Here is a 21218-nt window from a genome sequence, read left to right as displayed (position 1 = left end):
GCGTTCTATACTTGCCTTAGTGAGCGATCAGGCCCGGATTTTCAGACGATTCCGCCGGTGCAGCCGGCAGAGGCAACGTCTCTTCCCACTTGATCGCGACCGGCTGGCGAATGAGCGCGTGTTTCAGCACGTCCTCCATGCGGGCGACAGGAACGATTTCAAGCCCCTTCTTCACCGAATCGGGCAGCTCGACCAGATCCTTGGCGTTTTCTTCCGGGATCAGCACCTTCTTCAGGCCGCCGCGCAGAGCCGCCAGCAGCTTCTCCTTGAGGCCGCCGATGGGCAGCACGCGTCCACGCAAGGTCACTTCGCCGGTCATGGCGATGTCGCGGTGCACCGGGATGCCGGTCATGACCGAGACGATGGCCGTTGCCATGGCGATACCAGCCGACGGTCCGTCCTTCGGGGTCGCCCCTTCCGGCACGTGGACGTGGATGTCGCGACGGTCGAAGAGCGGCGGTTCGATGCCAAAATCGATCGCCCGCGAGCGCACATAGGATGCGGCGGCGGAAATCGATTCCTTCATCACTTCCTTCAGGTTGCCGGTCACAGTCATGCGGCCCTTGCCGGGCATCATGACGCCTTCGATCGTGAGCAATTCGCCGCCGACCTCGGTCCATGCAAGACCCGTCACCACGCCGACCTGATCCTCGCTCTCTGCCTCGCCATACCGGAATTTCGGCACGCCGAGATAGTCGGAGAGATTCTTGGTCGTGACCTGCACCTTCTTCTTCTTGGCAAGCAGGATCTCCTTCACCGCCTTACGGGCGAGATTGGAGATTTCGCGTTCCAGGTTTCTGACGCCCGCCTCGCGCGTATAGCGGCGGATGAGCGTCAGCATGGCGTCGTCGTCGATCGACCATTCCTTGACGTTGAGGCCATGCTTCTGGATCGCTGCCGGAATCAGATGCTTCTTGGCGATCTCGAGCTTTTCCTCTTCCGTGTAACCGGCGAGGCGGATGATCTCCATGCGGTCCATCAAAGGCGCCGGAATGTTGAGCGTGTTCGCCGTCGTCACGAACATCACGTTCGACAAGTCGTAATCGACCTCGAGGTAATGGTCGTTGAAGGTCGAATTCTGCTCGGGGTCCAGCACCTCCAGCAGAGCCGAAGACGGATCGCCGCGGAAATCCATGCCCATCTTGTCGATTTCATCGAGCAGGAAGAGCGGATTGGCGGTTTTCGCCTTGCGCATCGACTGGATGACCTTGCCCGGCATCGAACCGATATAAGTGCGGCGGTGACCGCGGATCTCGGCCTCGTCGCGCACGCCGCCGAGCGACATGCGCACGAATTCGCGGCCCGTGGCCTTCGCGATCGACTTGCCGAGCGAGGTCTTACCGACGCCGGGCGGACCGACGAGGCACAGGATCGGGCCCGTCAACTTATTCGCGCGCTGCTGCACGGCCAGATATTCGACGATGCGCTCCTTGACCTTGTCGAGGCCATAATGATCCGCATCCAGAATGTCCTGCGCCGATTGCAGGTCTTTCTTGACCTTTGACTTCTTGCCCCACGGGATCGACAGGATCCAGTCGAGGTAGTTCCGCACCACCGTCGCCTCGGCCGACATCGGCGACATCTGCCGCAGCTTTTTCAGCTCAGCCATCGCCTTGTCATGGGCTTCCTTCGACAATTTGGTGCTGTTGATCCGCGCCTCGAGCTCGGACAGATCGTCCTTGCCGTCCTCGTCACCGAGCTCCTTCTGGATCGCCTTGATCTGCTCGTTCAGATAATATTCGCGCTGGGTCTTCTCCATCTGGCGCTTGACCCGCGTCCGAATCCGCTTTTCGACCTGCAGGACCGAGATCTCGCTCTCCATCAATGCCAAGCACTTTTCCAGGCGCTTGGTGACGGAGGCCATTTCCAGGATGTCCTGCTTGTCGGAAATCTTCACGGCAAGATTGGCGGCAACCGAGTCAGCGAGCTTCGCGTAATCATCGATTTGACCAATGCTTGAAACGACTTCCGGCGAAACCTTCTTGTTCAGCTTCACATAGCCTTCGAACTCGGACACGACTGAGCGGGCCAAGGCCTCGACCTCGATCTTGGAGACCGGCTCATCGGCGATCACGAGCGCTTCGGCTTCGTAATAATCATCGGTGCGCACATAGGAACGCACGCCCGCACGCGCCACGCCCTCGACCAGCACCTTGACCGTGCCATCGGGCAATTTCAGCAACTGCAGAACGGTCGCGAGCGTTCCGGTGGTGTAAATCGCATCGGCGGGCGGATCGTCGTCGCTGGCGTTCTGCTGGGTCGCGAGCAAAATATGGCGATCAGCCTTCATCACCTCTTCGAGCGCGCGGATCGACTTCTCGCGGCCGACAAACAGCGGCACGATCATATGGGGGAAGACCACAATGTCGCGCAGCGGCAAAACGGGATATGTTTCAACGCCTTCGGGCAGATTGGGCGCTTTCTTTTCCGTTGTCATTCGAATGTCCTGTTCTCAAACGCCTCGCGAACGCTCGATTGAGCCACCCGCTCAGCAAGGCGCAAATCCCGAGGACCCTCCATCGTCACGCCGCAATGGATCGCTCGAGGTTGCGCCTCCGCCGTAGGATCTCGGGAGAGCATCCCCGGCGAAGTCAAAAATAGCGAACGGTGATGACGTGCTTGCCCCGTTCGCCACGGTGAGAGAACCCTCTCACCTTTACACATCACATGGTCGCAGTGCCATGCGGTTTCAAGTCACGCCGACGCGCCGGACTTTTCGATCTGCCTGTCGGCATAAATATACAAAGGCCGTGCCTTGCCCTCGACCACCTCGGGGCCGATCACGACCTGCTCGACGCCTTCCAGCCCCGGCAGATCGTACATCGTATCGAGCAGCATGCTCTCCATTATCGAGCGCAGACCGCGGGCGCCGGTGCGCCGTTCGATCGCCTTCTTGGAAACGATGTTGAGCGCCTCGTCCTGGAAGGTCAAATCGACATTCTCCATCTCGAACAGGCGCTGGTATTGCTTGACGAGCGCGTTCTTGGGCTCGGTCAGGATCCGCTTCAATGCGTCGATGTCGAGGTCTTCCAGCGTCGCGATGACCGGCAAACGGCCAACGAATTCCGGAATGAGTCCGAATTTCAACAGGTCGTCCGGTTCGATCTCGCGGAAGATCTCACCCGTCCGCCGGTCGTCCGGTGCCGAGACTGACGCACCAAAGCCGATGGAGGTGCCCCGGCCGCGTGCCGAAATGATCTTGTCTAGCCCGGCAAACGCGCCACCGCAGATGAAGAGGATGTTGGTCGTATCCACCTGCAGGAATTCCTGCTGGGGGTGCTTGCGCCCGCCCTGGGGCGGAACCGATGCGACCGTACCTTCCATGATCTTCAGGAGCGCTTGCTGCACGCCTTCGCCCGACACGTCGCGGGTGATCGACGGATTGTCCGACTTGCGGCTGATCTTGTCTATTTCGTCGATATAGACGATACCGCGCTGGGCGCGCTCGACATTGTAGTCGGACGCCTGCAGCAGCTTCAGGATGATGTTTTCGACGTCCTCGCCGACATAACCGGCTTCGGTCAGCGTCGTCGCATCTGCCATAGTGAAGGGCACGTCGAGGATGCGCGCCAACGTCTGGGCCAGCAGCGTCTTACCCGTACCGGTCGGACCGATCAGCAGGATATTGGACTTCGCCAGTTCCACGTCATTGTGCTTGGTCGCATGCTGCAAGCGCTTGTAATGATTGTGTACGGCCACCGAGAGGACGCGTTTCGCCTGCGGCTGGCCGATCACGTAATCGTCCAGCACTTTGCAGATCTCCTTCGGCGTCGGAATGCCGTCACGGCTCTTCACGAGGGAAGATTTGCTTTCCTCGCGGATAATATCCATGCAGAGCTCAACGCATTCATCGCAAATGAACACCGTCGGGCCTGCGATCAGCTTGCGCACTTCATGCTGGCTCTTGCCGCAGAAGGAGCAGTAGAGCGTATTCTTCGAGTCGCTGCTGCCGGCCTTGTTGCTCATAATTTTCTCCATCCGGTCGGATATTGGCTCAAATCAACGAGCCACCCCCGGTCTTTTACGATTATATCTCGCACTTGCTTAAAAAACAGCACATGCGCGACCCGGCACCTGCCGGGGCTTTCCCCTCTTCTTGAAACCTTGTCACACGGCCCAAGCCACGAAACAGCCGCGGTTCTGTGCCGATGCAATCACGCATATCGGCGCGGATCAAGCGTTTGGCCTCGGCAGCGATCAGGCGCCACCAGATTGACTTCTTTCTGGCAGGCGCCGTCACATTACTGCAACACTTAGCGCCCATTCCAAACCAGTTGGCTTGAAAAAACGCCGCCGTTCCGTGTTCTAGCGCACGCCGCAGCCGAAAAACCAAGCGATTCTTCGGCAAAAAGTGTCGGGCCGCCAGTTAGCTCTTGGTCGCAGGTTCCGGGCGCTCGACCACGACCTGGTCGACGATCCCGAAGTCCTTCGCCTCTTCGGCGGACATGAAGTGATCACGGTCCAATGTGCGCTCAATCGTGTCATAATCACGACCGGTGTGCTTCACATAGATCTCATTCAAGCGTTTTTTTACCTTCATAATGTCTTCGGCGTGCCGAACGATGTCCGATGCCTGGCCCTGGAAGCCGCCGGACGGCTGATGCACCATCACTCGGGCATTCGGCAGCGCATAGCGCATGCCAGCGTCACCGGCGCACAACAGCAGCGAGCCCATGGACGCCGCCTGGCCGAGGCAGAGGGTCGAGATCTTCGGTCGGATGAACTGCATCGTGTCGTAGATCGACAGGCCGGCCGTCACCACCCCGCCCGGCGAGTTGATGTACATGGAAATCTCTTTCTTGGGGTTTTCCGCTTCCAGAAAGAGCAATTGTGCCACGATGACCGACGCCATGTTATCTTCCACGGGGCCGGTCAGGAAGATGATGCGCTCACGCAAAAGACGCGAGTAAATGTCGAACCCGCGCTCGCCGCGGCTGGTATTTTCGATCACCTGTGGGATCAGGTAATTGTTGTAAATCTCGATGGGATCGCGGTCGCGGATCATGGTCTGTCCTAGGCTCTCAAGAATCGACTAGCCCCATTAAGGCATTAGAGGTCGTATGTAGTCATCCCCCGCAGAATGTTAAGGGGCGATAAAGCGGCAAAAGACGGGGGAGCGCCGGGATGGGACAGGTAGACAGAACGCACCGCCGCCATCGGCCTTGCCGCCTCCGGTCATGTCATCAAAAAGGCCGGTCCCGCTGCCGGGATCGGCCTTCGAAAGCGCACCGGTGAGGCGGCGTTAAGCCGCCTCCTCCTCGTCGGAGAACTTGAACAACTCGTCCTTACTGACTGTTTTATCGGTCACTTTGGCGAGCGAGATGATGTGGTCGACCACCTTCTCCTCGAACAGCGGCGCACGCAGCTCGGCAAGGCGCTCCGGGTTCTTGCTGTAGAAGTCCCAGACCTGCTTTTCCTGGCCCGGATATTGGCGCGCGCGCTCGATCAGGGCGCGAGTCACGTCCTCGTCCGGCACTTTCACAGCGGCCTTTTCGCCGACTTCGGCGAGGACCAGGCCAAGGCGCACGCGGCGTTCGGCGATGCGGCGGTAGTCTTCGCGCGCCTTTTCCTCGGTGGTGTTCTCATCGGCGAAGGTCTTGCCCGAAGCCTTCTGCTCGGCCTCGACCTGCTGCCAGATGCCGGCGAATTCCTGATCGACCAGGCTCTGCGGCAATTCGAACGTGTAGCGCTTGTCCAGCGCGTCGAGGAGCGAGCGCTTCAGCTTGCTGCGCGACAGCTTGGCATATTCGTCGCCGATGTTCTTCTTCACGGCGTCCTTGAGCGCGTCGATCGTGTCGAAGCCGAAGCCCTTGGCGAATTCCTCGTCGAGCGTCACCGCGCCCGGGGTCTCGATGCCCTTGGCCGTCACGTCGAACTTGGCTTCCTTGCCGGCAAGATGCAGCGCCATGTAGTTTTCGGGGAAGGTCACGGTCACGAGGCGCTCGTCGCCGGCGCTGATGCCAAGCAACTGGTCTTCGAAGCCCGGAATGAAGGTCTCGGACCCGATCACAACATCGATGTCCTTGCCGTCACCCCCTTCGAAGGCTTCGTCGTTGATCTTGCCGACGAAATCGATCTTGACCTTGTCGCCCTTCTCGGCCGCGCCGTCCTTGGCGCTATAGGTGCGGTTGCGTTCGGCCATCCGGTCGACGGCCTTATTGACTTCCTCCTCGGTCACCTCGGCGACCGGGCGCTCCAATTCGACGTCGTCAAACTTGCCGGCATCGAATTGCGGCAGCACTTCGAGCGCGACCTGATAGGCAAGATCGCCCTTGGCTTCGAGCGCCCGCTCGACCTCGGCCTGATCCGTGGGGAATTCGATTTTCGGCTCCATGGCGAGGCGCAGACCATTGTCCTCGACGATCTTGCGGTTCGCCTCGTTCACCGCGTTCTGCACCACGTCGCCCATGACGCTGCGGCCATACACGCGCTTCAAATGTTCGGTCGGCACTTTGCCGGGACGGAAGCCCTTGAGCTGAACCTTGCCCTTGAGATCGGACAATTCGCGCTCGAAGCGCGCAGCGAGGTCGCTCGCCGGCAGCACGACTTTGAATTCGCGCTTCAAGCCTTGCGAGAGGGTTTCGGTCACTTGCATTGGTTTGCCTTTTCCATTGGTTGACGGCGCCCGATGAAGGCGGCCGAGGCCGGGCGATCCCGTGCCTTTTTGCAATCTGGTCCAGAGGATGGGCTGGTCGCGGTCAGTCTGGTGCGGGCGGAGGGACTCGAACCCCCACAGCTTTCGCCGCTGGAACCTAAACCCAGTGCGTCTACCAATTCCGCCACGCCCGCGTCCGCCTGACGCAAGAAGACGCGCCTCACCGTTCCGGGTGGCGCTCTATAGCAATGTGGCGAAGGAGATGCAGCAAAAAAATGGAGCTTGCGGCGGTAAATTTCGCGGCAAATTCAGGCTCGGGTCGCCCACGCCGTTGCTGACGCGAACGGCCGTTCCATCCATGCGGCTGACGCTTCCCACTCCTGCCTCGATTTCGCGATTTTGAATTTCAACTATTTGAATTTAATGATGAAATATCTCTGTCAGTTCGTTCCAAAAATTGGTTCACATGGTATCGTCTGATGCTGCCGGAGGTTTTTGCTATAGAACATCGTCTCGCGCCGCATCAGCTAAACCAAATGCCGCTACTAGCGATGGCATCATATTGTCTTCGCAAAGATCAAACTTGCCAGTAGAACATATTTATCTATTTGATGTAGCTTGGCTATTTACCCTATCAGTTCGTTCCCAAAAATGGTTGAGCAGTTATCTTTTTAAAGTTGGGGTCCGAGTTCGTCAGGCCTAATATTCACTTTTTGTTCTACTACGAAAGCCTTACCGAGTCCATTTGTTTTCGAGCCGTTCCGGCATCAGATTTACAAATCACGTGCGAGCCCCTAAGTCGCAAAACCATGAGCAAGCTCCCGTCTCTTGATCGCCGCGGCTTCATCCTCGGCGCCTCCATGAGCCTTTTCGCCGTGACCGGCCGGGCGCAGCAATCGGACGACGGTTTCACGCGCTTGACCGCAAGACCGCGGGATCTTTCCACGCCGGATCCGCAGATCCTGGCGAGACCGTTTGGTTATGCGGGGCATTTGCCCTACCCGATTTTACGGGTGCGGCAGGGCGACGATGTGAGGGTCCGCCTCACCAACGCACTCGACCGATCGACGAGCCTGCACTGGCGCGGCGTGCGGCTGCCCAATGCCATGGATGGTGCCGCTGGCCTGACGCAAAAGCCGGTCGCGCTGGGCGAGACCTTCGAGTATCGCTTCAGGGCCGCCGATAGCGGGACCTTCTGCTTTCATCCCCTGATCTCAGGTATGACATCAGACCAGATCGATAAGGGATTGAAAGGACTGCTGATCGTGGATGAGGCGATACCGCCGGACAGGGACGCGGAAGCCATTTTGATCTGCGATCAACGGCCGGGCGCAACGGCTGTGACAGTGAATGGCCGGACATCGCCGCACTTGGACACCGTCCGTCCGGGAACCAGGTTGCGGCTGCGGATCGCCAATGTGTCGAGCCAAAACATCATGCTCGCGAGTTTTTCGGGGGCCCAGCCGCTGCTCATCGCCATCGACGGTCGGCCTTCCGCCCTGTTCGAGCCATCGCGGCAAACCTTGCCGATGGGGCCGATGGCGCGTTTCGACATCATGCTCGACATGCCGCAAGAGGATGGCGCGAAAGTTCGCTTGACCCTCTATCATGACGAGGGGCCGAAGGGTCCGTCAGGCGACGGCGATCCCAATCAGGTGCTCGCGGAATGGACGGCGCAGGGCGCGCCTGTCGCCGCAAGGCCGCCCATCGCCAAACTGCCCGACAATCCGGCCTTGCCTGCGGCCATCCCGCTCGAGAACGCGCTGAAATTCGAATTTGCCGTCGCAAAGGATCGGATGTGGTCGCTGAATGGGGCGAGTTGGACCGGCACACCGGGCAAGCCGCTGTTCAGCGCGGCGCGCGGCCGCCCCATCAGCATCGGCTTCGCCAACCATTCCGATGAGGCGATCGACCTGGCGCTGCACGGCCACCATTGCCGCCTGCTGCATCCGATGGACGACGGCTGGGAGCCCTATTGGCGCGATTCCATCCTGATTCCGCCGCGGCAGACCCAGCATGTCGCGTTCGTGGCGGGCGAGCCGGGCAAATGGATGATCCACGACGCGATCCTCCCGCATTTCGACCAGGGACTGGCCGGCTGGTTCGAGGTCACATAAGGGCGCGCAAAACCTGCGGCAGCGCCTCGGGCAAATCCTCGGCGATGAGGCCTGGACCGAAGACATTGGCCGCTTCGCCATGCAGCCACACCGCACAGGACACCGCCTCGAAAGCCGGCATGCCCTGCGCCAAGAGGCCGCCGATCAACCCGGCGAGTGCGTCGCCGGCTCCGGCGGTGGCGAGCCAGGGCGGCGCATTGGCGGCAATGGAGGCCCGGCCATCAGGCAAGGCGACGACCGTGTCGGGGCCTTTGAGCAGGATCGCGGCGCCGGAGATGTGCGCTGCTTGGCGCGCGGCCTCAAGTTTTGCGTGAAGTTTAAGATCGATATTTTTCGAATTGAAAAGTCTTGAAAATTCCCCATCATGCGGCGTCAGAACGACTGGCTTCTGCGAGGCTCGAATAGCCCCCCAAAGCCGGTCCGCCTCGCCGGCGAAGCTGGTCAAGGCATCGGCATCGAGCACCACCGCCCTGGTGTCGGGTTCGGTTTTGAGGGCCGTCAGAACGAGGTTGCGGGCCGCCTTGTTCACCCCAAGGGCCGGCCCGAGCACGATCGCATTCTTGCGCGGATCGGCCAAGATGTCGGCGAGTTCGCGCACGTTGCTGCAGGATTTGAGCATGATCGCCGTCAGGTGCGCCGCATGGATGGGCAGCGCGTCCTTCGGCGCCAGCACGGTCACCAGCCCCGCCCCCACCCGCAAAGCCGCGCGCGCTGCAAGCCGCGGCGCGCCAGTTGACAACGGCCCGCCGGAGAGAACCGCCGCATGGCCGCGGCTGTATTTGTGGCCGATCACCTGCGGCCGTGGCCGCACAGCCTGCCAAAGATCCGGCTCATTGGCGCAGATCTGCGGCCGAATCGTTTCAAGCACCGCGTCAGAAATGCCGATATCCGCGACACGGACGATCCCGCACAGCACGCGCCCGGGCACTAGCAGATGGCCGGGCTTGCGGCGGAAGAACGTCACGGTCAGGTCGGCCTGGATGACTGGACCTGCCGCGCGGCCCGTATTGCCGTCGAGCCCGGACGGCACATCGACGGCGACGATCTTCGCGTCGCTTTGCCGCACCTTTTCGACCGCAGCGGCCGCCGCACCGTCGAGCGCGCGCGTCAAGCCGGCGCCGAACAGCGCATCGACGACCAGCGTGCAGCCGGCAAGATCGAGATCCGCCAAATCCGCGACCGGGCCGTCCCAGGTCTCGGCCGCTAAGGCAGCGTCGCCTTTCAGAGCCTCCTTCCGGCCAAGCAGAAACAACCGAACGTCGGAGCCGCGCCCCTGCAGCAGGCGCGCCACCACGAAGCCGTCGCCGCCATTGTTGCCGGGGCCGCACAGCACCGCGACCCAGCCCTGTTGCAAGCCATGCGTCTGTTCAAATTCGAAAATCTCCCCCGCAACCGCAGCCCCTGCCCGCTCCATCAGCGTAATGCCCGGCGTGCCGGCGGCGATCGTCAGCCGGTCGGCTTCGGCCATTTCGGCGGTGGTGAGGAGCGCGGCGGAAGATGGGGCGAGAAAAGTCATGCGCGAAACGTGGCGCAAGGCGCGTGCCGGAGCAAGGGCTCTGTCTGCGCGAGGAGCCGTTAGAGATCCAGCGACCAAGTCTGCCCGACGAGGTCGTGGCCGAATGAGTGGTGCGGTTCCTCATGCACCAGCCGGAACCCGGCACGCTGATAGAGACGCAGCGCAGAGGTCAGGATGCTGTTGGTCCACAGATCGATCCGTCTGTACCCGACCGCGCAGGCGCGCTCAACGCAGGCGTCGACAAGCATCTTACCGACGCCCATGCCGCGTGCCTCTGGCTCGACATAGAGCAGCCGGAGCTTGCCGACTTCCGGCTTGTCGCTGCGCACGAGGAAGATCGAGCCAACCATGCGGCCGTCGAGGTCCGCGATCCACGCCGCTTCGCGCGCCGGATCAAACGATTGGCGGAAGTCAGCAAGAATGCGGGCAACCAGCGCTTCATAATCATCGTTCCAGCCATATTCCTCGGTGTAAAGAACTGCCTGCCGGTGAACAACCAGGCCGAAATCGCCTGCTCTCGGGTCGCGCAAGGTGACACTCGGCGCCGACTCGGCCTCGAATATTTTTGTCATGGTATGGGCGGCCGCAAGCATACGGGTGCGCCGCACAGGCGGCAGCGCTTCGAGCATCGCGCCGACGGTCGCGCGCGTGTTTGCCTCCAGCGCGGCGAAAGCATCCAGGCCCGCTGGCGTCAACGACAACAGCCGGTGCCGGCCGTGCTGCGGATCTTCGCGGGTTCCGACCAATCCGCGATCGCCGAACCGCTTCAAGGTGCGGCTGATCTGCGCGCGATCCAGATTCAGTGCCCGCGAGAGTTCCGCCGCGGTCGGGTCGGTCCGGTGGGCCAGTTCATACAGCACGCGCGCCTCGCCCAGCGCGAAGGGGCTTTTGTCGAGATGGGAATTGAGCAGGCCGAGCCGGTTTGTGTAGACGCGGTTGAAGGTCCGCAGGGCTGCAACGTCTTGCTCATGGCTTGAGGTCGGCATGCGACACGCTCCACAATGTTGACTGAATCAACACTATGCAATGTTGACTGAGTCATCAATTAGGTTCTTTTGCCCGACCATTTTTCTTGACAATCCGGCCAAGGCCCCTTGATGAAGGGCCATGTCCGAGATCCACGTCGCCGCCTTCTACCAATTCGCCCGCCTGCCGCAGTACAGGGAGCTGCAACCGCGGCTGCAGGCCGCGTGCGACGAAAACGGCATCAAGGGCATCGTGCTGCTCGCACCCGAAGGCATCAACGGGACTATTGCCGGCGCGCCGGATGCACTGCACCGCGCCATTGACCAAATCCGCGAGATCACGGGTTTAAAGGACCTCGATACGAAATTGTCCCATGCCGAGACCATGCCGTTCTTGCGCATGAAAGTGCGGCTCAAGACCGAGATCGTGACCATCGGCGACACCGGCGTCGATCCGACCGCGCGGGTCGGCACCTATGTGGAGCCCGAAGACTGGAATGCGCTGATTTCGGATCCGGACGTCGTGGTGATCGATACGCGCAACGCTTATGAATATGCAATCGGCACGTTCCGCAACGCCATCGACCCGCAGACCAAGAGTTTCGGCGAATTTCCATCTTACGTGCGGCAGAACCTCGACCCCGCCAAACACAAGAAGATCGCGATGTTCTGCACCGGCGGCATCCGCTGCGAGAAGGCGTCGAGCTTCATGCTGAACGAGGGGTTCGAGGAGGTCTATCACCTCAATGGCGGGATTTTGAAATATCTGGAGCGCGTGCCGCAAGCGATGAGCCTGTGGGACGGCGCCTGTTTCGTGTTCGATCAGCGCGTCGCCGTCGGCCACGGCCTCGAACTCGCCGATGTCGCCACCTGTTTCGGCTGCCGCGCGCCGCTGACTGTCGAGGACCGGCAATCGGCCGACTACGAGCGCGGTGTCTCCTGCCCGCATTGCGCCGCAACGATGAGCGAAGAGCAAAAAGCCTCGGCGCGCGAGCGCCAGCGCCAGGTGGATTTGGCCGAGGCGCGCGGGAAGGTGCATTTGGGGCCGCCCGTCGCAGCGAACGGCCCGCAAGGATAGCGTTTGATCAGCTTGCCCGCCCCCCGTCATGAACACGCTTGCTGTCCGCCGGCGCCTCGCCGCGTTCCGACAGGCCGTAATCGCGTATGACCTGCGCGATCCGCAGACGATAGCCGGCGAAGATGCCGGCCCGTCCCATTGCCTGCGCGCGCCGATGCTCATCTCGATTGCGCCACTCGATAACAGCCGCTTCGCTTTCGAAGAACGACAGCGAGAGAATTTTCCTGGGATTAGACAGACTCTTGAACCGCTCGACCGAGATGAACCCTTCGATCTCGTCCAGAAGCGGACGAAGTTCGGCGGCGGTGTCGAGATAGGCGCTCTCTTGGCCCTCCGCCGGCTCGACCTCGAAAATGACGGCGATCATGATGCATCTCCATGCTGGGTGGACACAAGTTTGAGGAACGTGCGGTCTTCGCGCAGCAAAAACCGCTCGCGCATCGCAAAATCGTAGTTCTCCCGGCCGAGCGGGTCCGCCGCGAGACGGGCGCGATAGGCCTCGTATTCCGCGAGGCTGGCGATGTTGTAGATGCCATAGGCCAAAGTGCTCGATCCTTCATGGGGTGCGAAATAGCCGATCAAATCGGCGCCGCAGCGCGGGATCGCCTGTCCCCAATTGCGCGCATATTGCACAAATTGCTCCTTTTTCGTCGGATCGATGTGATATCGGATGACACAGGTCAGCATGGAAGCTCTCCGTTGCGAGATGGCTCGACCATAGCGACGGAGACGCGACGCATGTTTCGATGAGCGTCGAAGTTTTGAGGAATGATATTGAGAGAAGCGGGCAACACATGAAGGTCATCGGATTGATCGGCGGGATGAGCTGGGAAAGTTCCGCGCAATATTATCGGATCATCAACGAGGAGGTTCGCGCCCGCTTAGAGGGTGCGCATTCGGCGAAGAGCCTCATGTGGTCGATGGATTTCGGCGAGATCGAAGCGCTGCAGCACCAGGGCGACTGGGCATCCTTGACCGAGCGGATGATCGAGGCCGCGCGCAACTTGGAGCGCGGCGGCGCCGATTTCCTCGTCATCTGTACGAATACGATGCACCGGATGGCGGCCGACATCGAGAACAAGGTGAAGATCCCACTCCTGCATATCGCCGATCCGACGGCGGCGAAAATCAAACAGGCCGGCGTGTCGAAGGTCGGGCTGCTCGGCACCGCGTTCACCATGGAGCAGGATTTTTATAAGGGACGCCTGTCGGAAAAATTCGGCCTCGACGTGCTTGTGCCTCCCGCCGAAGATCGCGAGATCGTCCACGAGATCATTTACCACGAGCTGGTTTCCGGCGTCGTCCTTGAGGCGTCACGCGCGCGCTATCGCGAGGTCATTGCGCGCCTGGTGGAGCGCGGGGCGCAGGCCGTCATTCTTGGCTGCACGGAGATCATGCTGCTGATCTCCCAAAAGGACAGCCCCGTTCCGATCTTCGATACGACCGAATTGCATGCGCTCGCCGCCGTTGACTGGGCGCTTGGCCAGCAACCTCAGAGGTGAAGTCTGAAGAACGCCAGCGCATTCGCGATAAGCTCCTGATGAAAGGCAACGCGGTCGAAGCCCGCGGCATCGGCGCAGAGATCGGGCGCGCTCAGAGTGAGATCGGGCGGACAAGGTGCGAGAAAGGCAAAATGCGCAGCACCGTGGACGAGGTGAAAGTCCGGCTTGATCGGCAAGGCTTTGGCAAGGGCGAAAGGGGTTTCCGGCAACACGCCGTCGCCGCCGAATTGCGAGGCCCAGAGCTGAATGGGCGCCTTCACGTCCTTGACGCTCGCAGCGGTCGGAAACTCGTCGAGCGGGTCAGCAAGGACAAAAACTTTGATGCGCGGATCATGGGTCAACGGCGCGGTAGGAACCTCTTTGCGCTCAATTTCCCCGCAAATCGGAATCGTCGGATCGGGGCAAGGAACATTGGCGTGGAGAAAGTCGGGATTGCCGCCGGCAAGGACAAGGCCGGTATAGCCGCCCCGCGAAAAGCCGAAAAAGCCGATCCTGTTCGCATCGATCGCGGCGGCGTCGGGCGACGCGCTCAGCATGTAGTCGATCAGGCGTTTGATGTCGGTCGGACGCTCCACGAACTCGGAGATGTCGCCGGCATGGCTCATATCGGAAAACGTGTCGCCCGGATGGTTGATGGCCGCCACCACGAAGCCCGCGTCGGCCAAGGCTGCGGCAAGGTCATGGTGGCCAAGATACGAGCCGCCATGGCCGTGCGAGATCACGATCAGCGGCAAATCGTGGCCATCGGTCGGGCAGTTCCGGCGTCCGTTTAGAATATAAGGTCCGATCGTGACATCCTGCGCGTCCTCCGCGCAAGGCGTCCAGATCATCGCTCTGAGTGCCGGCCCGTTGTCGTCGGCGCGAATTTGAATCACCTTGAAGCCGGCCGCCTGCGCAAGCGACGCGCATAGGCAGAGCAGCGCGGTCAATATGATGGTTCTCATGGGAATCCGTTCGTCAGGTGAGACAGCCCGTGCATATTTGCCAAAACGCGAAACTTGCACAAACTCAGAATTGCGCAGCCACGTCTGTTAAAATGGAATTTGCCTCGCCAGACTATGTGACTTTAGGTTACCGCCTCTTCGGCGACAGGGCGCGGCATCGAGCGCGGACACAGGAGACCGACAGAATGAAGGCTCTCATTATAATCGACATGCAAATGGAGATGCAGCATCGGATCGAAGCCGGACGGGACCATATCAACACCGATGCTCCGACCAGGGTCGCGGAGCTTTCTAAGGCGTTCCGCCAGAAGGGCTGGCCAATCATCCATGTCCGGCATCGCGACGAGGATCCTGCTTCGCAGTTTCACCCCGACGCGCCGGGATATCAACCCATGCCTTGCGCGGAAGCACTTGAGAACGAGCCCGTTTTCGTCAAGCGCACCTCGTCTGGATTTGCTTCGACCGATCTGGACGCCTATCTACGAAGGGAGAGAATAACCGATCTTGTAGTGACGGGCGCGGTAGCGGGGTTCTGTGTCAACTCAACGGTGCGCGCAGGTGCCGACCTTGGCTTCAACATGACGGTTGTGCCCGACGCGGTGATAGGCTTCGACTTGCCTGCGGCAGGCCTCTCGGCCCGCACGATCTTTGATGTGACGATGGCCAATCTTGCAGCAGGTTTTGCGAAAGTTGTTGAGGCTTCGTCGGTATTGACCCAATAGGCTAACGTCCGGTTCGTCCCGAAGAGCTAGCGGCCGGTCGCGATTGTCACGGCCTTCGCCGCGCCTTATCGAACAGCCTCTACCGGTGACATATCGCCCCGCGCCGCCAGTTCGGCCAGAAGGAGCGAACTGACGCCGGCAAGAAAGAAGCCCGACGCTAGATTCAGGGGCGTGCTGTCGTAGAGGCGGCCCCTACCGATCGCGAACACGGTGGCGACGAGGCTCGATCCGGAGGCGTTCAAGGATGCACCCAGACCCGCGACTCGGCCGAGCGCGCGCATCTGATATCAACGATTGTCATCTCGCGCTTGACACACGGCTGTCCGGGGAACATTTGCGCGATCGTCGCGGACATTTTCCCCGAGAGTTGTGAATCAAGCCTGGGACGACAATGTTGCCGAACTCGCCTCTCAGCGAGCCCGGCAGTCATTCACTTTCACCAGCCAACCAACCCATCAATCATCGGCATCGTGATGCTGCTGGCTCTTGCCCGCGTCGCCGGCGCGCTTCGGATAGGGCTTGCCGCTCATCAGACCGGCCCACAGGATCTTGTTGTACCCCACCGCATCGATCTTATCCTCGACCGAGAAGTCCATGCCCTTGGTCGCGCGCGCCCAATAGCGCACATCGTGCGTGGGCTTCAGCGCCGCGGTTTGGAAGTCGCGCATCGGGATCGGCAATTGCGCGCTCTTCAACAGGCCCGATGCCTGCGCCTTGTAGGTCCATTTGGGCTGGTTGAGGTCGAACACGTCGGTCATCGGTCCCTGGGTCGCGTCGAAGAGGCCGAGATGATCGAGACCGAGCACTTCGGTCATCGTGCGGATCATATTGACCGTCGTGTAATGGGTGCTGACGACGGCGCCCTGTTTGACGTAAGGCCCGAAGATGAAGCCGGTGCTGCGATGCGCATCGACATGGTCGGGGCCGTCCTGCGCATCGTCTTCGACGACGAAGATCAGGGTGTCCGCCGCATAGGGGCTGTTCGCCACCGCCTCGGCAACGCGGCCCACCGCATAATCATTGTCGGCCAATTGCAGTTCCGGCGTGTTCACGCCGTCGATCGCGGCGGCATAGGCGCCGGTGTGGTCGTGCGGCAGACGCAGCAGCGTAAGCGACGGCAATTGGCCGTTGGTGGTGAACTCCTTGAACTCGCGCTCCCATTCCTGCTCGCGATAGAGGTCGGGATAGGCATTGTCATAGCCGCGGAAGTAGGGATCGGTGCGATCGATCAGCGCCGGACTGGTGGCATAGGACTGCACGACCTTGTTGGCAAAGGGCGTGCGATCGCGCGGGATCGCATGGTCGCCGCTATAGCGCGAGAGGTCGATGAAGAAGCCGTAATTGCGCACGGTCAGCCCGGCCCGGAGCGCCGCGTTCCAGATATAGCCCTGCTGCACCGCATCGGACGGGCCGTCGGGCGCGGAAATGTCGCCATTGCCCGGCAGCAGATCCGGATCGTTCGGCAGCGCGGGATTGGCGGCGAGGCGCGCGGGCCCGGTGAGGCCCATATTGACGTCGCGGTTCGTGCCTTCCCAATCGTAGGAGCCGCCGCGCGTTTTGGGATTGTTGGGGCTCGCGGCGTAATTGACGGGGAGCATTTTGGCGCCGGCATCCGATTCGCGCGCGCCGGTGCTCCAGGGCCAGCCGTCGCCGCTGACGTCGCCTGAATCGTAGAAATTATCGAGCGTGACGAAATCCTTCGCCAATTTATGGAAATTCGGCGTCGTCGCGTTGGGGAATTCGGCGAGCGACGGCGCGCTATTGCCCCGCCCCACATCGCCCAGGATCTCATCATAGGTGCGGTTTTCCTTGATGATGTAGATCACGTGCTTGATGTTCTGCCGCAACGCACGCATCGTCGCGATGTCGTTGTCGCTCAGGGCCGCGTTGAAGCTGTTGTTGCTGGCGACCTGTTGGGTCAAGGCATCCAGCGTCACCTTGTCGGGGGCCGGCATCCACATGAACCCGCCCTTGCTGAGCTGCTCGATATACTGGTTCTGCACCTGGGTGATGGGCGAGTTGGCGACCGGACAGGGCGTCTTGCCATAACCCAGGCAATTGCCGGCATTGGGGCCCGGCATGTTCTTCGTATAGACGACATAAAGAGCGCCGTTCGCGCCGGCGGCGACATCGGAGGGATACCAGCCGGTTGGAATGAGGCCGGTCACGGCCGGAGCCGCACCGTCGAGCGCGATCACTGCTACGTCATTGGTGCCGCGGTTGGTGACATAAAGGGTTTTCTCGTCCGGCGAGAGTGCGAGCCCGTTCGGCGATGCGCCGCGATATTGCATCTCGGTGATCAATCCGGCCGGCGCGACCGTCGAGATGCTCGACACGACCTTGTTGGTCGCCGTATCGATGACCGAAACGACATCGGCATTATCGGACGCGACATAAAGCAGCGTCTGAGCCTTGTTCAGGATCATCTTGTTTGGATTGCCCTTCACGGGGATTCGTGTGGTGACCTGCACGGTATTGCCGGAGAGATCGAGCACGACGATTTCGCGGTCCCGCTCGCTCGACACATAGGCGGTCTTGTTGCCGACGATGCGCACCGAATTGGGATATTCGCCGCCCGGCGTGCCCGCGGCACCCCCGTTCTTGCCGGGGCGCAGGTCCTGCTCGACCGCGACTTTGCCGGCCGCGAGATCAATGAGAGAAACCGAGTCATTATAGCGGTTGGCGACGAGCGCGAACTTGCCGTCTGCCGTCACATCCACGCCCATGGCGAGCGGCCCACCGCTCATGCCGTTGCCGGCTTTGTGATTGAGGGCGACGGGGCCCCCCGCCTCCACCCAGCCGTTCTGGGTCAAGCCAAAGACATGCAGGTTATCGTCGCCGCCGCCGCTGACGTAAAAATGCTGGCCGTCGGAGGCGAAGGCGATGCCGACATAAGTATCGGGCACTTGCAGCACCTGCTTCTTGACCGGCGTTCCCTCGGAGACATCGAAAACGAAGACGTATTCGTTGGCATCCTGCTTGATGACGCCGCCCTTCGCGTCGGTGATGTTGTTGTAGCCGCTGGTGAGGACCAGCAGCGTCTTGCGGTCCGGGCTAAGCGCGGTCGACACCGGCTGGCCCGCCAAATAATGCGGCGCATCGGCGAGGCCCGGATTGAGCGGAACAAAGGCGGTGCCCGGCGTCGCGGCCGGCGAAATCCGTTGCCCGGTCGACAGCAAGGTCGTGCTGCCCTCGCCGAGCATTGGCACCGTGTCGGCCAGCGCACCGGACCAGGTACCAAAGGTTGTTACGACAACGGTCGCAAGCAGGAGCTCTTTGAGCATGGTGCGCCTTTCTCTTCAGGACAGGGGAAAGATGGGTTTCGAAACGACAGAAACCGAGTGGCTGCGCCACGGATAGCCGATATTAGGTGGCTTAAATGAAGTGCCGGTGACAGTGCTCTAAAGCGCTTCGGCCTTTGGACGACGCGCCTATGCGAGGCCGGTACGGCCTGTTCATGCCCGCGCGGCGGGATGCCCACCCGGCAAGCAAGGCCGGCAGTACCAGGCCCAGTTCTGCACAAATAATCATCAGACAATGCCTATATCGGCACGATTGTCCACGCCCACGCCTTGCCCAGATCAATGCCGATTCGCGTGTTTTCACGCATTTTGCCGGTTATTGACGCGAGTTTTGCGAATTTGCCGCCCCACTTGGCCGCTGACGAGCGCTTTTCCGATCTGGCGAAGCACAAGCAGCGCAAAATGACCGAAATCGCCTGATGCCGACAATGCAGGCAATTCGCCGGTCATGAATTAGCCTTCGTGCTCAATTTTGCGCCATTGCGACAATTTTTCCCGTCCATTCCGCGATATCGGTTCAAAAGAACTGGACGGCTTTCCCCCGGCAATGGCAGTCTGGCATAGCGGGTGCTTAGGGAATTGCGCCGGTGAGTTTGGCTCGCGCCGCAACGGGGCGAAGCCGCCGGTTGAGTGGGAGGCGATTGCGCGCATGAAAAAGATCGAGGCCATCATCAAGCCGTTCAAGCTCGACGAGGTGAAGGAAGCGCTGCAAGACATTGGTTTGCAAGGCATTACCGTCACCGAGGCAAAGGGCTTCGGCCGGCAGAAGGGCCATACCGAACTCTATCGCGGCGCGGAATATGTCGTCGACTTCCTGCCAAAGGTGAAAATCGAAATTGTGCTCGCCGATGATGCGGTCGAGCGCGCCGTTGACGCGATCCGAACTGCCGCGCAAACCGGCCGGATCGGCGATGGCAAGATTTTTGTATCGAATATCGAAGGTGCCGTTCGCATCCGTACCGGCGAAACCGGGTTGGACGCGATCTAAAGCCTTCGTTTTTCCCAGCCCGTTCGGGCCAACATGTCGATCAATCAACGAAAGAGGCTACTCATGAAAACCGCCAAGGACGTCCTGAAGGCGATCAAGGATAATGACGTAAAATATGTCGATCTGCGTTTCACCGATCCGCGCGGCAAGTGGCAGCATGTGACCTTCGATCAGAGCCTCATCGACGAGGACGCGTTTGCCGACGGCCTGATGTTCGACGGCTCCTCGATCGCCGGCTGGAAGGCGATCAACGAATCCGACATGACGCTGATGCCCGATCCGACCTCCGCCTGCATGGATCCGTTCTTCGCGGCGTCCACGATGGTCATCACCTGCGACATTCTCGAGCCCTCGACCGGCGAGCCCTATGGCCGCGATCCGCGCGGCATCGCCAAGAAGGCCGAAGCTTATCTGAAGTCCACCGGCATCGGCGACTCGGTCTTCGTTGGCCCGGAAGCTGAGTTCTTCGTGTTCGACGACGTGCGTTTCGCCTCCGAGCCCTACAACACGGGCTTCATCCTCGACCATGCCGAACTGCCGACCAACAGCGACACCGCCTATGAAGGCGGCAACCTCGGCCACCGCGTGCGCACCAAGGGCGGCTATTTCCCGGTTCCGCCGGTCGATTCGGCGCAGGACATGCGCGGCGAAATGCTGGCCGCGATGGCGCAGATGGGCGCGGTCGTCGAAAAGCACCACCACGAAGTGGCATCCGCCCAGCACGAACTCGGCCTGAAGTTCGGCCCGCTCACCACCATGGCCGACCACCTGCAGGTCTATAAATACTGCATCCACCAGGTGGCGCAGAGCTATGGCAAGTCGGCAACCTTCATGCCGAAACCCGTTTTCGGCGACAACGGCTCGGGCATGCACGTGCACCAGTCGATCTGGAAAGGTGGCAAGCCCCTGTTCGCCGGCAACAAATATGCCGACCTCAGCCAGGAATGCCTGTGGTACATCGGCGGCATCATCAAGCACGCCAAGGCGCTGAACGCCTTCACCAACCCGTCGACCAATTCCTACAAGCGTCTGGTCCCTGGCTATGAAGCGCCGGTGCTGCTCGCCTATTCGGCGCGCAACCGTTCGGCCTCCTGCCGCATTCCGTTCACCTCGAACCCGAAGGCCAAGCGCGTCGAGGTTCGCTTCCCCGATCCGGCGGCGAACCCCTATCTCGCTTTCGCGGCGATGCTGATGGCCGGCCTCGACGGCATCCAGAACAAGCTCGATCCGGGCTCGGCGATGGACAAGGACCTCTACGACCTGCCGCCGAAGGAACTGAAGAAGATCCCGACGGTCTGCGGCAGCTTGCGCGAAGCGCTCGCCAGCCTCGACAAGGACCGCGCCTTCCTGAAGGCCGGCGGCGTGTTCAACGACGACTTCATCGACAGCTATATCGAGCTGAAAATGACCGAAGTGATGCGTTTCGAAATGACCCCTCACCCGGTCGAGTTCGACATGTATTATTCGGTCTGATTTCGAGCCATCGAAC

18 protein-coding genes and 1 tRNA gene are annotated in these 21218 nt (G+C 60.9%); 6 read left to right on the top strand and 13 right to left on the bottom strand.

Going from position 1 to position 21218, the window contains the following annotated elements:
- Positions 1 to 16: 16 nt before the first annotated feature.
- The 5 genes from lon to V9T28_RS09435 all read right to left on the bottom strand — a co-directional run bounded on the left by lon (position 17) and on the right by V9T28_RS09435 (position 6789).
- A complete protein-coding gene (lon, locus tag V9T28_RS09455) occupies positions 17 to 2437 on the bottom strand; it encodes an endopeptidase La (protein WP_116398733.1) in 2421 nt (806 codons plus the stop codon).
- A gap of 257 nt (positions 2438 to 2694) precedes the next feature.
- Positions 2695 to 3966, bottom strand: coding sequence for an ATP-dependent Clp protease ATP-binding subunit ClpX (gene clpX / locus V9T28_RS09450; protein WP_116398732.1), 1272 nt, complete (start codon positions 3964 to 3966; stop codon positions 2695 to 2697).
- 400 nt (positions 3967 to 4366) lie between these two features.
- Positions 4367 to 5005 carry an ATP-dependent Clp protease proteolytic subunit gene (locus V9T28_RS09445; RefSeq protein ID WP_116398731.1) on the bottom strand — a complete coding sequence of 213 codons (639 nt, stop codon included), beginning with the start codon at positions 5003 to 5005 and terminating at the stop codon, positions 4367 to 4369.
- Between the two features lie 237 nt (positions 5006 to 5242).
- Positions 5243 to 6595, bottom strand: coding sequence for a trigger factor (gene tig / locus V9T28_RS09440; protein ID WP_116398730.1), 1353 nt, complete (start codon positions 6593 to 6595; stop codon positions 5243 to 5245).
- 109 nt (positions 6596 to 6704) lie between these two features.
- Positions 6705 to 6789: transfer RNA gene (locus tag V9T28_RS09435), tRNA-Leu, on the bottom strand.
- Between the two features lie 615 nt (positions 6790 to 7404).
- On the opposite strand from V9T28_RS09435, the gene V9T28_RS09430 reads away from it, so the two are divergent.
- Entirely contained in the window at positions 7405 to 8712 is a 1308-nt protein-coding gene (locus V9T28_RS09430) for a multicopper oxidase family protein (RefSeq protein WP_116398729.1), read from the top strand.
- Here V9T28_RS09430 and V9T28_RS09425 read toward each other — a convergent pair.
- Both V9T28_RS09425 and V9T28_RS09420 read right to left on the bottom strand, forming a co-directional pair.
- Positions 8705 to 10228 (bottom strand): NAD(P)H-hydrate dehydratase, encoded by a 1524-nt coding sequence (locus V9T28_RS09425; protein WP_116398728.1) that lies wholly within the window; start codon positions 10226 to 10228, stop codon positions 8705 to 8707. The genes V9T28_RS09430 and V9T28_RS09425 overlap by 8 nt on opposite strands.
- 59 nt (positions 10229 to 10287) lie before the next feature.
- The gene (locus V9T28_RS09420) at positions 10288 to 11214 is read right to left on the bottom strand and encodes a bifunctional helix-turn-helix transcriptional regulator/GNAT family N-acetyltransferase (RefSeq protein ID WP_116398727.1); all 927 of its coding nucleotides are present in this window, start codon (positions 11212 to 11214) and stop codon (positions 10288 to 10290) included.
- A 121-nt stretch (positions 11215 to 11335) separates the two neighbouring features.
- On the opposite strand from V9T28_RS09420, the gene trhO reads away from it, so the two are divergent.
- Complete coding sequence (trhO, locus tag V9T28_RS09415; protein ID WP_116398726.1) at positions 11336 to 12271, top strand: oxygen-dependent tRNA uridine(34) hydroxylase TrhO; 936 nt, start codon at positions 11336 to 11338, stop codon at positions 12269 to 12271.
- A 7-nt stretch (positions 12272 to 12278) separates the two neighbouring features.
- Here the strand turns inward: trhO and V9T28_RS09410 are convergent, their stop codons facing one another.
- Together V9T28_RS09410 and V9T28_RS09405 are read right to left on the bottom strand one after the other, a co-directional pair.
- Positions 12279 to 12638 (bottom strand): antibiotic biosynthesis monooxygenase family protein, encoded by a 360-nt coding sequence (locus V9T28_RS09410; protein WP_116398725.1) that lies wholly within the window; start codon positions 12636 to 12638, stop codon positions 12279 to 12281.
- Positions 12635 to 12958, bottom strand: coding sequence for an NIPSNAP family protein (locus V9T28_RS09405; RefSeq protein WP_116398724.1), 324 nt, complete (start codon positions 12956 to 12958; stop codon positions 12635 to 12637). The genes V9T28_RS09410 and V9T28_RS09405 overlap by 4 nt, the downstream gene beginning before the upstream one ends.
- 107 nt (positions 12959 to 13065) lie before the next feature.
- Between V9T28_RS09405 and V9T28_RS09400 the strand changes: the two genes are divergently transcribed.
- A complete protein-coding gene (locus V9T28_RS09400; protein ID WP_116398723.1) occupies positions 13066 to 13773 on the top strand; it encodes an aspartate/glutamate racemase family protein in 708 nt (235 codons plus the stop codon).
- On the opposite strand, the gene V9T28_RS09395 is transcribed toward V9T28_RS09400, so the two are convergent.
- On the bottom strand, positions 13764 to 14717 hold the full coding sequence (locus V9T28_RS09395) for an alpha/beta hydrolase family protein (protein WP_116398722.1): 954 nt from the start codon (positions 14715 to 14717) through the stop codon (positions 13764 to 13766). The genes V9T28_RS09400 and V9T28_RS09395 overlap by 10 nt on opposite strands.
- A gap of 185 nt (positions 14718 to 14902) precedes the next feature.
- Here V9T28_RS09395 and V9T28_RS09390 point away from each other — a divergent pair, with 185 nt between their 5' ends.
- Positions 14903 to 15439 (top strand): cysteine hydrolase family protein, encoded by a 537-nt coding sequence (locus V9T28_RS09390; protein WP_116399784.1) that lies wholly within the window; start codon positions 14903 to 14905, stop codon positions 15437 to 15439.
- Between the two features lie 65 nt (positions 15440 to 15504).
- Here V9T28_RS09390 and V9T28_RS09385 read toward each other — a convergent pair whose 3' ends face one another.
- The 3 genes from V9T28_RS09385 to V9T28_RS09375 all read right to left on the bottom strand — a co-directional run bounded on the left by V9T28_RS09385 (position 15505) and on the right by V9T28_RS09375 (position 19191).
- Positions 15505 to 15681 (bottom strand): hypothetical protein, encoded by a 177-nt coding sequence (locus V9T28_RS09385; protein ID WP_199499928.1) that lies wholly within the window; start codon positions 15679 to 15681, stop codon positions 15505 to 15507.
- A 213-nt stretch (positions 15682 to 15894) separates the two neighbouring features.
- Positions 15895 to 18723: a hypothetical protein gene (locus V9T28_RS09380; RefSeq protein ID WP_199499927.1), complete on the bottom strand. Its 2829-nt coding sequence runs from the start codon at positions 18721 to 18723 to the stop codon at positions 15895 to 15897.
- 318 nt (positions 18724 to 19041) lie between these two features.
- Positions 19042 to 19191, bottom strand: a complete 150-nt coding sequence (locus V9T28_RS09375; RefSeq protein ID WP_158554680.1) for a hypothetical protein — start codon at positions 19189 to 19191, stop codon at positions 19042 to 19044.
- Between the two features lie 199 nt (positions 19192 to 19390).
- On the opposite strand from V9T28_RS09375, the gene V9T28_RS09370 reads away from it, so the two are divergent.
- Positions 19391 to 19729: a P-II family nitrogen regulator gene (locus V9T28_RS09370; protein ID WP_116398720.1), complete on the top strand. Its 339-nt coding sequence runs from the start codon at positions 19391 to 19393 to the stop codon at positions 19727 to 19729.
- A 63-nt stretch (positions 19730 to 19792) separates the two neighbouring features.
- Positions 19793 to 21202 carry a type I glutamate--ammonia ligase gene (gene glnA / locus V9T28_RS09365; protein ID WP_116398719.1) on the top strand — a complete coding sequence of 470 codons (1410 nt, stop codon included), beginning with the start codon at positions 19793 to 19795 and terminating at the stop codon, positions 21200 to 21202.
- The last annotated feature ends 16 nt before the right edge of the window (positions 21203 to 21218 follow it).

It is taken from the genome of Methylovirgula sp. 4M-Z18, assembly GCF_037890675.1.
In the GTDB taxonomy this organism is placed as follows: Bacteria; Pseudomonadota; Alphaproteobacteria; order Rhizobiales; family Beijerinckiaceae; genus 4M-Z18.
Note: the sequence above shows the minus strand (reverse complement) of the source record. Positions and strands in the feature narration are given on the sequence as shown.